The organism is Enterobacter sp. UPMP701, from assembly GCF_053709515.1.
Genome location: NZ_JBSKJN010000001.1, coordinates 40,323 through 51,910, shown reverse-complemented (window position 1 = coordinate 51,910; position 11,588 = coordinate 40,323). Strand labels below are relative to the sequence as shown.

The following is an 11,588-nucleotide window of genomic DNA, read 5'->3' as shown; positions in this document are numbered from 1 at the left end:
TTTCTTATTCAATCATTCGGTAACGACGCTGCCACGTCACGATCTCACCGGCTTCGTTATTCACCTGAAGCTGGCTGACCACGCGAAGCGTTAATTCATCGGTATTGCCGGTGTAATTCACACGGAAGTACCGGCTGTTTATAGAAAATTGATCCGCCACCTGCGGGAGATCGTCTTTTAACTGCGGGAAGGTCTGCTCCAGCGCTTTGCTGAACGCTTCCATATTTTCCCAGCCCGATTCCGGGCGTGAATCCAGCAGGCGAACGGCGTCATCCCGCGTGAGTTTTCCCGGGAACATGGCCGCCAGCACGGCGGCCTGTTCCGGTTGCAGGGTGTTGACATCGATCTTGCTGGCGGCGTCCGGCAGCGCGCAAAGCAGCTTGCTCACCTTCGGGTAGGCCGCTGCCGGGAACGCAGGCAACTGCCTGATCTCGGCTATCGCGCGCATCATCTGGTTCGCCGGCTGGCGGGCTGGTACGGCACCAGCCCAGGCATCGCTCTCTGCCCCCTCTTTGGCCGTCGTCGTGTCGCCGTCGAGATAATCCACCAGCTGTTGATAGACCTCTTCCGCCGTAGTGTGGCTGAGGCCGCTTTCCGTCAGGATCTGCTCGACAATCTGCTCGTTACGCGGTTTTTCCGGCACGGCAGGTACGTTTTGCCCCTGCGTCACTTTCTCAGCGGCCAGCAGATTGTTGACGTTAAAACAGTCCTGCGCATCTTCCACCTGGCTCACGACCGTGTAGTCCTCACCCTGCGTCTCCAGCGGCTGATGCCAGTCGCCGTCCAGGGCCAGCGGCTTGCTTTCACCGCTGGCATCGGTCTGCAGGCGGTCTTTCACCACCTTCTCCTGAGCCAGCATCGCCCAGCGCAGCTGCTGCTGACTGACCTGGTAATGGGTCTTCTGCAGGTTGCGGCAGAACTGCTGGCTGATTTTGGCGGCCAGCGCCGACATCATGACCAGCAGGATCAGCACCACCAGCAGCGCCACCCCTTTCTGTTTACGTAATGCGCTCATGATTTTGCTTCCGGTGTCGGTGGCGGTGCAGGCGCGGTCTCCGGCGCAGCGGCGGGCGCTGGCGCAGCCGCTTCAGGCATATCGCCCGGTGTCGTAAAGACCCAGCGCCAGGTATCGCCATTTTCCATCGTCAACGTAATCTCCACGCCGTCCGGCAGATGGGCCGCGTCACTCCAGCTTTTCTGCCAGCCCTGACGGTAAAAACGCCACTGCAGGGATTTCACCTCGCCGACAATCGGCACTTCATCGGGTTTGACGTCCGCCGGGCTGTCAATGACCGGCCAGACGTCGCGATACAAACGCCCCTCTTCCAGCCGCCAGCGCACGCGCTCCAGCTGGACCGTTCCGCTCACCCCGTTCAGGGTGGTCAGTTCAAGGGTGTCGCCCTCCTGACGAAACAGCTCCGGCTCGTTGCGCGGGGCGCGGGCCTGAAGCTGGAAAAAATCGCGCTCCATCAGGCTCCAGGCGCGCTGAAGCTGATTGAGCTTTGCGGCGCTGGCATCGGTGGCCGAGCTGGTACGCATCGCGCCGTCCAGAATTTGCCACGCCAGGGTGCTGATCACCGCAAAGATGGTCAGCGCAATCATGATCTCCAGCAGGGTAAACCCGCGCTGGCGTCGCGTTTTTTTCACTTGCTCTCTCCCGGCGGAATGATGCGCAGGGAAATAACCGGCTGGCTCTCATCGCCTTCCGCATACACGCGCAGGGTATTCGCCCAGACGTTGTCGGCAGTTTTCACCCGCTGCTTGCGCCAGTTCCAGCTGCGCCCGCCCATGATTTCCGTCCCCTGCTCCTCGGCGTCCGGGAAGTCGGTTTTCGTGAGCTGCGCTTCCGCCAGCTGGTTTTCCGCCACCCAGCTGGCCTGGAGCGTGTCGGCCAGGCCGTGGGTAAAGCGCACGTTCAGGGAGACTGAGTTCATCAGCGCCAGCGCGGCGGTGGAGAAGATCACCAGGGCGACCATCACCTCCAGCAGCGTCATCCCCTTTTGTTTTTTGTTGCCGTTAGCCATCGTTTTCTACCGATACCGGCGCCGCGCCTTGCGACACCACGCGGAAATGGTGCTGTTTGTCGTAACTTTGCAGCGTCAGCGTAAAGCGGCTGATTTCACCGTCCGGTAAAAAGATCACCTGCGGCTCGGACGTCACCGTCGCGGCCAGGCGCTGCGGCGAGAGCGACACGTGCATCTCTTCCGGAAAATCACCTTTGGTGGTAATGCGTCCAGCAGATAATGGCACCCAGTGACGCTCGCCATTTTTATCGGCGATCGTCACCAGCTGATATTTATCGGTGGTGATCACCAGCCCGACAATATTTCCGTCCATCACCGCGCGGTCTGAACCATAATCAACGAGGGCTTTCAATTGCTGGCCAAATATATCCGCACCGCTGCGCGAAGGTATTGTTGACACCACCATCATGGCGCAACTGGCAAATATCACCAGCGCCAGAATAATTTCCAGCAACGTAAAGCCGCGTTGATTTTTCATTATTTCTCTTTCTTATCCAGAGACCAGTTGGTAATGTCATCGGCGGTATTGGCTTCGCCGTCCGGACCGGCTGAGAAGACGTCCACCGCACCGTGTTCGCCCGGGCTCACCAGGATATAATCCCCGCCCCATGGATCCTGTGGCAGGCGACGGATATAGCCGTCCGTGCGGTAGCCGTTCGGGATTGGCGCGATTTCAGGTTTGGTCACCAGCGCCTGTAACCCCTGCTCGGTAGTCGGGTAGCGGTGGTTATCCAGCTTATACATATCCAGCGAGCCTTCGAGCGCGACAATATCGCTGGTTGCTTTTTGCGTATCGGCTTTTTCTTTATTGCCCATTAAATTTGGCACCACCATACTCGCCAGTACGCCAAGAATAACAATGACCACCATTAATTCGAGCAATGTAAAGCCCGCCTGGCGAGCCAGGTTTTTACGTTTTAAAGCCATGATTTAACCTACCATATTATTAAGTTGCAGAAGCGGTTGTAATATTGACAGTACGATGAATAAAACAATCGTTGCCATGGATACCACCAGCGCCGGTTCAAATACCGACAGCGTTAATGTAATTCGATGCTGTAATGCCGATTCCTGGTTTTCCGCCGCGCGGTCCATTAAATTACCTAATTCCCCGCTCTCTTCGCCGGAGGCGATCATATACAGCATGGTCGGCGGGAATAATTTCGCCTGCTCCAGCGCCGCGTACAGTGACGCCCCCTGGCGCACGGTATCCGCCGCCTGCTCCAGCACCTGCCGGGCGTAGAGGTTTTCGATACCGTCCATTGCAATGTACATCCCCTCCAGCAGCGGCACGCTGCTGGCCTGCAAAATGCTCAGGGTACGGATGTAGCGGGCGCTGTTGATGGCGCAGACCAGCTTTTTGATCGGCGAGCCGTTCACCAGCCAGCTGTGCCAGTGAAAACGGTTTTTGGCATTCCTCAGCCAGGTTTTAAAGCCGATAAAGCCGCCGCCCAGGATACCCACAATATAAATGCCGTACGCCTGCAGGAAATCGCTCACCGCAATCAGCGTACGGGTGGTGATCGGCAGCTGCTGCTTCATGTGGGTGAACTGCTCAATGACCTGCGGTACAACTGCCACCAGCAGGATGCTGATCACCGCGATGGCGACCACGGTGAGGGTTATCGGGTAGACCATCGCCTGCGTCAGCTTGCTTTTCATCTTCTGGCGCTGCTCGTTGTACTCCGCCAGCTTCTCCAGCACGTCGCCCAGGTGGCCGGTCTTTTCACCGGCCATCACCAGGGTGCAGTAGAGCTTGTCGAAGGTGCGCGGAAATTGACTGAAGGCATCGAACAGGGTGTGGCCTTCCACCACCTTCTCGCGGATCTCCACCACCATCGCCGCCAGCTTTTTGTCTTCCGTCTGCTTCGAGATCGCCTTCAGCGCGCTCTCCAGCGGCAGCGCGGCGTTCACCAGCGTCGAAAGCTGACGGGTAAACATCGACAGTACCGGGGTGGAGAACTTCGCCCCGGTTTTCGCTTTTCCGCCTGCCGCCGCCTCGCGGGTTTCGGTGATGCTGACGGGCATCAGCTTTTGTTCGCGCAACATCTGGCGAACCTGCTTTTGCCCCTCGGCCTGCAGCGTGCCGCGCTGGGTTTTGCCTGCGACATCCGTCGCCGTCCACGCGTAGAAGGCCATTACGCATCTCCCCCGCGTTCGGCGGTCACGCGCATCACCTCTTCCAGCGAGGTCACGCCGCTAATCACCTTCAGCAACCCGTTTTCACGCAGGCTGTAGGCCTGCTTAAAGAGCTGCGTTTCGATGGACATTTCATCTTTATCTTCATGAATAGCGCGACGCATGGTGCTGTCCACCACCAGGAATTCATGAATACCGGCACGGCCCTGATAGCCGCTCTGGCGGCAGTGCTCACACCCCACCGCGCGGTAAATCACTTTTGGCGGCGCGTCCATAAAGCTGAACAGCGCTTTTTCATTGGCGTCCAGCGGACTGGTAGTCCGGCAGTGCGTGCACAGTCGACGCACCAGACGCTGGGCAATGACACCGAGCAACGATGAACCGATTAAAAAAGATTCCAGCCCCATGTCCCGCAGACGGGTTATCGCCCCTGCGGCACTGTTGGTGTGCAGCGTCGACATGACCAGGTGACCGGTGAGCGACGCCTGCACCGCAATTTGCGCGGTTTCGCCGTCACGAATTTCCCCGATCATCACCACATCCGGGTCCTGACGCAGAATGGCGCGCAGCCCGCGGGCAAAGGTCATGTCCACGCGCGGGTTAACCTGCGTCTGTCCCACCCCTTCCAGCTCGTACTCAATCGGATCTTCCACGGTCAGAATGTTGCGCTCGTGACCGTTCAGCGCCGAGAGTATGGCGTACAGCGTGGTACTTTTACCGGAACCCGTCGGGCCGGTGACCAGGATAATGCCGTGCGGGCGGTCAATCAGCCCTTTCAGCTTCTCCAGCTCTTCGTCGATCAGCCCCAGCTTGTTGATGTCGGGCTTCAGGTTACTTTTGTCGAGCAGACGCATGACCACGCGCTCGCCGTACTGGGACGGAATGGTCGAGACGCGCACATCGATGGCCTTGCGACCGATGCGCAGAGAGATACGGCCATCCTGCGGCAGACGCTTCTCGGCGATGTCCAGCTTCGACATGACCTTAATACGCGACACCAGCAGCGGCGCGAGCTTGCGCGCCGGCTGCAGCACCGGGCGCAGCACGCCGTCAACGCGAAAGCGAATGCTCAGGGTGCGCTCGAAGGTTTCGATATGAATATCCGACGCGCCGTCCTTCACCGCCTCGCCCAGAATGGCGTTGATCAGGCGGATCACCGGCGAGTTTTCATCGTTATCGAGCAGATCTTCGTTATCCGGGATCTCCTCGGTTAACGCCATCAGATCGATATCCGCGTCCATGTCGTCCACCAGCTGCTGCGACACGCCGCTGCTCTGCTGCCAGATTTTGGCCAGCATCTCGTCAAACGCTTCCGGCGCCAGGGTGATCGGGACGAACGCGCATCCCAGCACCCGGCGCACCTCCAGCAGTGCTAACGCCGGGGTGTCCTCACGGATATAGACGTCATTGTTGTAAAGCAGAACGCCGTTATCTTTTGCGTAGTTGCTGCTACACAGGGTTTTACTCAGTTCGTCCACGGTGCCCCTCCGCCTTACTCTTTAAACGGATTGCGTGCCGCGGAAGTTTTCGCGGGTGCGGCGCTGGCGGCAGGAAACGCTGGCAGTACGGCGTTGTCCGTCGGTTCAATAATGCCCAGCTTCTTCTCTTCCACACGCTGCTGCTGTCGGGCGCGGATCTGGTCATATTTCTCTTTCGAGGCTGCGCTGTAGTTGTCGTCGTCACGCAGGACGGTGGTATGAATAAACACCATCAGGTTGCGTTTGGAGGTATCCTGCGAGGTGTAGCGGAACAGCTGACCGACCAGCGGGATATCGCCGAGCAGCGGCACTTTGGAGACCGACTGTTTGGTCACATTTTCCATCAGGCCGCCGAGCACCACCGTCTGGCCACTGTGGACCATCACTTCGTTATTAATCGTGCGCGTGTTGAAGGTTGGGCCGAGGCTGGCATCTTCCGTCGCGCTGTTGTCAACGCTGGAGACTTCCTGCTCAATCTTCAGGTGGATCATGTCGCCATCGTTGATTTGCGGCACAATCTTCAGCTTGGTCCCCACCGTCTTACGCTCAACGGAGTTAAAGACGTTATCGCCGCTGGTGGTCTGCGAACCGGAAAGGACCGGCACGTCCTGACCCACGTTAAACGACGCTTCTTTGTTATCCAGCGTGACCACGCTTGGCGTGGAGAGAATGTCGTTTTTACCGTCGGTAGAGAGCGCGGTCATCAGGGCGCCAAAATCACCGTTGAAGAAGCCGGTCGCAAGGCCAGTGAAGCTCGCCCCCTTCATGGTGCCATTTTTAATCTGGCTGATTGGCAGGCCGGTTGAGCCAAACTGCACGCCGCCGTGCTTGCTGGTCCACTGCACGCCAAGATCCAGGCCGTTGCCGTCCTGCACTTCGGCAATGATCGCTTCCACCAGCACCTGCGGACGGCGAATATCCAGCTTGTCGATCACCTTCTCCAGAGAGTTCATCACGTTAGGCTGCGCGGTGATCACCAGGGAGTTGGTTGACTCGTCGGCGGTAATATTCAGGTCAGTTGAGGCGCTCGCGGTTTTCGCTTTGGCCGCGCCCGGCTTGTCTTTCAGCTGCTCACCAATCCCGGTCAGCACCGGCACCACTTTGGTAGCGCTGGCATATTTGAGGTAGAAGACGCGGGTATTCCCCTCGTTATTCTGCTCGCGATCCAGCTGATGAATAAGGGAACGGGTACGCGCCCGCGCATCTTCCGAACCGCTGATCACCAGGCTGTTGGTTTCGACATCCGCCACCACCTTGGTCGCCAGCTGCGGCGCGTTCTGCCCTTTTTGCTCTTCATTGTTGAGGTTGTTCAACATATCCGAAAGCTCTTTGGCAGAGGCAAAGCGCAGCGGGATGATTTCGCGGCGCTGAATACCATCTTTATCGACGCGCTGCACCAGATCCACCAGACGGTTCACCACCGAGGCTTTACCGGTTAACAGCAGCACATTGGACGGCTCGAAGTGCACCACGTTGCCGATGCCGGTGGCATCGTTGAGCTGGCGCAGCAGCGGAGCGAGTTCGCGCACCGGCACATTTTCCATGCGCACCACGCGGGTGATGATCTCATCACCTTTGCCCGGATTTTTGCTGTCGGCCAGCGGCGCACCGGCGGTACGCGCCACACTTGAGCGCACCACTTTGACCATACCGTTGTCCATCGGGATCACCGACAGGCCGTAGAGATCCAGCACGCTCAGAAAGAACTGGTAGTACTCATCTTCCGTCAGCACGTTGTAGGTTCTGACCGAGACGGTTCCCTGGACAGACGGATCGACCAGAATGGTTTTGTTGAGATTGCGACCTACCGTATCGATAAACTCGCGGATATCGGTATTTTTAAAACTCGCGCTAAAGTTAGCTGCAAGCAGCGAACTGGAATATAACGACAATGCGGTCAGCGCCACGCACGCCCAGGGAAATTTTTTCATGTCTGCACACTTGTTAATTGTTTAGAACATTAACCCGAATATTTTCAAGGTGAGCGTGACGCCGTACGACGACCTCCGCTTCTTTCATTTTCGACCAGTTGGCAATAATGCTTTTCGCTTTTGCTTCATCGGTCATATCGACAGAGTTAACCTGAACCGCCACATCGCCTTTTTCGAGACCTGACTGACTGTAAAAGGCGGAGGCATTCCTTGGATTTATCCTGTAGCCTTCCAGTCGGCCTTTTTCCATGAGGGGTTTTAACACCAGATAATCATCAAGATGCAAACTGTCTGCGCCGGCATCTTTCGTCGATTTTGTAACCGGGCCGCTATCCACGCCGCCCTTAAAATAGTCCGGTTTATTTAACGCCAGTACCTGCGTAGCACCTTCATAATTAACCACAACACTATCTTTGTTTATTTCCTGAATAAATGCGTCGTTAAAACCGGCGAGCGGTTCACCCTCACGGTAGCTTCGCTGACCGCCAGGGGTTTTGATGACAGCGAAGGAGAGCCAGGCGTCATCACTGCGCACAATGCCCTCTATCTCCGCTGCCAGCGGGGCTTTTGCCGCAGCCGGTAAGTTTTCCTGACGGACGGCAGCCGTAAAAAGCGTGAAGGGTTTCTCTTCACGCGTTTTTTTCAGCGGCTGTAGATCAGATTTAGCCAACTTATTCGTAACTTTTTTATAATCTTTTAAGGTGAGATACCCTTGCTGGCCGCTAAAAATGAGCAGCACAAACATAATACAAGGCGTTATCCACCGTGACAGAAATGAGAACCTCATTTTTTATCCGGCCTATAGCAAAGCAAAAATAAGCAGCGTCATACTGCGCCAATATGGAGGAAAATAGTAATAAGCTGTTGCAAATACGACCACTGACTTCGCCACCAACTTTCATACAGAAAAATATTGACCGTATAAAATCCAGATGTTAGGCGATATCAGCAGGACATTTTTACCCTGTGCGCAAATTGACCACCCTATAGCGTTGCTTTACTTTCTCGTCCTGTTGCTATTCCTAATCGGAGACGGTCAGTCGTTATGTATCAGAGCCACTTTAAATTTAAAAACCCGCCGTTCAGGGAAATCACCCGTTTATCCGGGGATTTTCTGGTGCCTTATCATCAGGACGTGTTCAACCTGCTGAAAGAGAAAACCCAGCTGGCGGGAATTATCGGGCTTTTTTGCGACGACGCTCCGCTTCCGGGCCACTTCATCGACGCGCTGAAAGCCAGCAACCCTACCGTTATTGCCATCAACGCGTTTCCCAAACTGAGTGCCAGTAGCCTGCTGTACAAACTCAACCCGGGAACGAAAGCGATTAAAGATCGCATGCAGGCGGTGGATGCCGTCCTGCGCCAGTGGCAGGAGGGGAAAGCAAAATCCAGAGTGCTGACGATCGCCCATTCCGAAGCCATGAAGGAGAGCTGCCGTGAAGTCCTGGGAACGCTGCTCACGCGTGCCCAGGAGCTGAACTTCCGGCTCGCCGTGGTGCTGACGGGCACGGCGGATCAGGAACGCCTGCTAAAGCAACCTGAACTGCACGAATATACGCACACCCATCATGTCCTGCGCCCCCTCACCTGCCGCGAATACCTGAGCTATGTGCAGGCGCAGTGTGAAGAACACGGGTGTGAGAATTCGCCGCTAACCCCGGCGCGCGTGCGCAAAATGCACGCGCTGACCAAAGGGAATATCAGCAAACTGAATGAACTGGCACACCTGTCAATGCTGGCCGCCTGGACCGAACGTGCGCTACAGGTCAGCCCGCGTCATTTACGCCTGGCGGCCGGTGAGATCCTCCCGGTGAATAAACACGGTAAGCGCCTGGCAACCGTGGGACTGTTCGCTTCCGTGCTATTCGCTGCCTGCGGCTGGTATTTGACCTCTTCGATTAACGCAAAACTTCCGATTCAACTGCCGGTCCCCGTCAGCTGGAAACAGCAGGCCCCGAAAGTTGAGGCCCCCGTGGTGCCGGTTATCGACAACGAAATGGTTAATCAACCGGATGCGATGCACCAGCTTTACCTGATGTGGGGATATGACGCCTCGGCGGACGATGCCCTGTGTCAGAACGCCGCGAAGGTGAATCTGATGTGTAAACAGGGTAGCGCCACACCGGATGCGCTCGCGAAGGAAGGTTACCCGTGGGTGAGTGAACTCAAAACCGGTGGCCATCTTAACTACGCCGTGGTCGCCCGTGTCGGAGATACCTCTATCGACCTGCTGATGAACAACCGCACCTGGCAGGTGAGCCGTAGCTGGTTTAACCAGCATGCGACAGGGAACTATACCCAACTCCATCGCCTGACGCCGGAAGGTAAAGACGCCATCAGTGCCGCCAGCGATGCGAAAGATATGGGCTGGCTGGATCAGCAGCTGAGCGTGGCTCTTGCCCAGCCTGAAACGCATTCACAAACCTGGACGGCGGAGATGATGAAACGCACCCGTGAGTTTCAGCAAAAAATGCATCTGCATGTGGATGGTATTCCTGGGGAAGATACGCTGATGCAGCTGATGCGTGAAACGCATACCACGCCGAGCGTACTGCTTCAGGCCACTCACAACACACCAGACGCTAAAACGCAGGAGAAGCATTCCTAATGTCGACTATCTGTCTTGCGGCTCAGCGCAGCTATACCAGCGGAGAGGCGGTCTGGTTTTCGTACCGCCTGCCCAGCCTGAGAAAATTCTTCAGTCATACTTTTTTATGGACGTTGGGTTTGTGCGCCATGGTGATGGCGGGACTGTACGCACACGTTTACTGGAACCTGCGCCATCCGGCACCAGAACCGGTCAAAGCCAGCGTCGCGAAACCCGAAACGCAGCTTTCAGATATGCATTATGTGTATGTGAGTAAGCCATTCCCGCATCCGCATCCGAAACCCGCGCCGGTGCAGGCTGATGTTCCTGCCATGCAGGATCTGCCCATCAATAGCGATGATGCAGACTGGCAGCAGGCGCCTGACGGCGGCGCGCCGCACGATACGTCGCGGGATACCTTACCCGGAACCGAAGCGCACGATACGGTACCCGCGAGCGCAGGCGGTGAGGATGCCTCATTAACTGAGTTGTTTAAACAAGCATTAAAAGAACAGGAACAGGATTATTCGCAAGGAAAAATTCCCGCGCCGCCTGTTGACGAGACGCAGGATAATTCGCAGAAGGATGTGTTGCATAAAGTGGATCCCCGGTCTCCTTTGAGTGAGAAAGGAGACCGGCTGGAGTAGTTAATATTTTTCAGGCAATGTTGTCAGGTTAAGGAGCCGACCCTTTTCCACAACAATGTACTGACCTTTTTTCAGATCGGAGAGGATTTTAATAATGGTACTGCGCGCCAGGTTGGTGTATTCCTGAATATAATCATAAATATTGATATCGCGCTGATGATGAACAATCAGATCGTTAATTTCGTACAAAAATTCACGCACCACCGAATAAGCACTACGGGCGACCAGGACATCGTCACGTTTGCTCAACATGCAAATGTACCAGGAGAGAACTTTGGTCAGTTGAGGCCATAAATTGTTGTCGGTCATCAGCTGCGCGAAGACCTCTTTTTTGATCGAACGCACCACGGTGTTGGCGCGAACGAGGCCGTACATGTGGGTTGCGTTGTAGTACATAGAGGAGAGTCCAAAAATACACTGGCCCGTTACCGTGAACATGCACAGCTCGTCGGATTCGCGTCGGAATTCCACTTCGCCGCTGACGATAATATGAATATACTGTGAGTCAGACGTCGATATTTTTTGCCACTTCTTTAAGGTTTTTTCTTCAAAACCTGTGGTCGCAGAAATAATGGCTTCCATTTCATGTTGCGGACGTAATTTTTTTGCGTAGATGCTTAACATTGTTATACCCGATTTAAGATGTGAAATTTTTAATTCACAGGAATAAGGCAATAAAAAGCCTTAACCTCAGAATATTTTCCTGAAGATGCTCTCAAGGAGAAGAAATAAAAGCCGAATGCGATATATTCATTTGCTGCATTAGTTAGCAAGCTATGTGT

12 protein-coding genes are annotated in these 11,588 nt (G+C 55.6%); 2 read left to right on the top strand and 10 right to left on the bottom strand.

Annotated features, from left to right (window positions below; all coding sequences use genetic code 11):
- Positions 1-4 precede the first annotated feature (4 nt).
- The 9 genes from gspK to gspC are packed head-to-tail and all read right to left on the bottom strand — an operon-like array spanning position 5 to position 8,317.
- Entirely contained in the window at positions 5-1,015 is a 1,011-nt protein-coding gene (gene gspK / locus ACWKXT_RS00270) for a type II secretion system minor pseudopilin GspK (protein WP_454528913.1), read from the bottom strand.
- Positions 1,012-1,647, bottom strand: coding sequence for a type II secretion system minor pseudopilin GspJ (gene gspJ, locus ACWKXT_RS00265; RefSeq protein WP_454531383.1), 636 nt, complete (start codon positions 1,645-1,647; stop codon positions 1,012-1,014). Before gspJ ends, gspK begins: the two co-directional genes overlap by 4 nt.
- Positions 1,644-2,024, bottom strand: a complete 381-nt coding sequence (gene gspI, locus ACWKXT_RS00260) for a type II secretion system minor pseudopilin GspI (RefSeq protein ID WP_454528911.1) — start codon at positions 2,022-2,024, stop codon at positions 1,644-1,646. The genes gspJ and gspI overlap by 4 nt, the downstream gene beginning before the upstream one ends.
- Complete coding sequence (gene gspH / locus ACWKXT_RS00255) at positions 2,017-2,502, bottom strand: type II secretion system minor pseudopilin GspH (RefSeq protein ID WP_047051794.1); 486 nt, start codon at positions 2,500-2,502, stop codon at positions 2,017-2,019. Before gspH ends, gspI begins: the two co-directional genes overlap by 8 nt.
- Positions 2,502-2,951, bottom strand: coding sequence for a type II secretion system major pseudopilin GspG (gspG, locus tag ACWKXT_RS00250; protein ID WP_454531382.1), 450 nt, complete (start codon positions 2,949-2,951; stop codon positions 2,502-2,504). The genes gspH and gspG overlap by 1 nt, the downstream gene beginning before the upstream one ends.
- A 3-nt stretch (positions 2,952-2,954) precedes the next feature.
- Positions 2,955-4,163 carry a type II secretion system inner membrane protein GspF gene (gene gspF / locus ACWKXT_RS00245; protein WP_454531381.1) on the bottom strand — a complete coding sequence of 403 codons (1,209 nt, stop codon included), beginning with the start codon at positions 4,161-4,163 and terminating at the stop codon, positions 2,955-2,957.
- The gene (gene gspE, locus ACWKXT_RS00240; RefSeq protein WP_454531380.1) at positions 4,163-5,641 is read right to left on the bottom strand and encodes a type II secretion system ATPase GspE; all 1,479 of its coding nucleotides are present in this window, start codon (positions 5,639-5,641) and stop codon (positions 4,163-4,165) included. Before gspE ends, gspF begins: the two co-directional genes overlap by 1 nt.
- Before the next feature lie 14 nt (positions 5,642-5,655).
- Positions 5,656-7,572, bottom strand: a complete 1,917-nt coding sequence (gene gspD / locus ACWKXT_RS00235) for a type II secretion system secretin GspD (protein WP_454531379.1) — start codon at positions 7,570-7,572, stop codon at positions 5,656-5,658.
- A 13-nt stretch (positions 7,573-7,585) separates the two neighbouring features.
- The gene (gspC, locus tag ACWKXT_RS00230; RefSeq protein WP_454531378.1) at positions 7,586-8,317 is read right to left on the bottom strand and encodes a type II secretion system protein GspC; all 732 of its coding nucleotides are present in this window, start codon (positions 8,315-8,317) and stop codon (positions 7,586-7,588) included.
- A 300-nt stretch (positions 8,318-8,617) separates the two neighbouring features.
- Between gspC and ACWKXT_RS00225 the strand changes: the two genes are divergently transcribed.
- Positions 8,618-10,180 (top strand): peptidoglycan-binding protein, encoded by a 1,563-nt coding sequence (locus tag ACWKXT_RS00225; RefSeq protein WP_454531377.1) that lies wholly within the window; start codon positions 8,618-8,620, stop codon positions 10,178-10,180.
- Positions 10,180-10,806 carry a hypothetical protein gene (locus tag ACWKXT_RS00220; RefSeq protein WP_454531376.1) on the top strand — a complete coding sequence of 209 codons (627 nt, stop codon included), beginning with the start codon at positions 10,180-10,182 and terminating at the stop codon, positions 10,804-10,806. Before ACWKXT_RS00225 ends, ACWKXT_RS00220 begins: the two co-directional genes overlap by 1 nt.
- Here ACWKXT_RS00220 and ACWKXT_RS00215 read toward each other — a convergent pair whose 3' ends face one another.
- Positions 10,807-11,430 (bottom strand): helix-turn-helix domain-containing protein, encoded by a 624-nt coding sequence (locus ACWKXT_RS00215; RefSeq protein ID WP_454528903.1) that lies wholly within the window; start codon positions 11,428-11,430, stop codon positions 10,807-10,809.
- Positions 11,431-11,588: the final 158 nt, after the last annotated feature.

What these genes read in the sequence shown, in the direction of transcription:
- ACWKXT_RS00215 (WP_454528903.1), bottom strand. Translation starts at nt 11,430, where the DNA reads ATGTTAAGCATCTACGCAAAAAAATTACGTCCGCAACATGAAATGGAA.
- gspK (WP_454528913.1), bottom strand. Translation starts at nt 1,015, where the DNA reads ATGAGCGCATTACGTAAACAGAAAGGGGTGGCGCTGCTGGTGGTGCTG.
- gspD (WP_454531379.1), bottom strand. Translation starts at nt 7,572, where the DNA reads ATGAAAAAATTTCCCTGGGCGTGCGTGGCGCTGACCGCATTGTCGTTA.
- gspC (WP_454531378.1), bottom strand. Translation starts at nt 8,317, where the DNA reads ATGTTTGTGCTGCTCATTTTTAGCGGCCAGCAAGGGTATCTCACCTTA.
- gspH (WP_047051794.1), bottom strand. Translation starts at nt 2,502, where the DNA reads ATGAAAAATCAACGCGGCTTTACGTTGCTGGAAATTATTCTGGCGCTG.
- gspI (WP_454528911.1), bottom strand. Translation starts at nt 2,024, where the DNA reads ATGGCTAACGGCAACAAAAAACAAAAGGGGATGACGCTGCTGGAGGTG.
- gspF (WP_454531381.1), bottom strand. Translation starts at nt 4,163, where the DNA reads ATGGCCTTCTACGCGTGGACGGCGACGGATGTCGCAGGCAAAACCCAG.
- gspG (WP_454531382.1), bottom strand. Translation starts at nt 2,951, where the DNA reads ATGGCTTTAAAACGTAAAAACCTGGCTCGCCAGGCGGGCTTTACATTG.
- ACWKXT_RS00225 (WP_454531377.1), top strand. Translation starts at nt 8,618, where the DNA reads ATGTATCAGAGCCACTTTAAATTTAAAAACCCGCCGTTCAGGGAAATC.
- ACWKXT_RS00220 (WP_454531376.1), top strand. Translation starts at nt 10,180, where the DNA reads ATGTCGACTATCTGTCTTGCGGCTCAGCGCAGCTATACCAGCGGAGAG.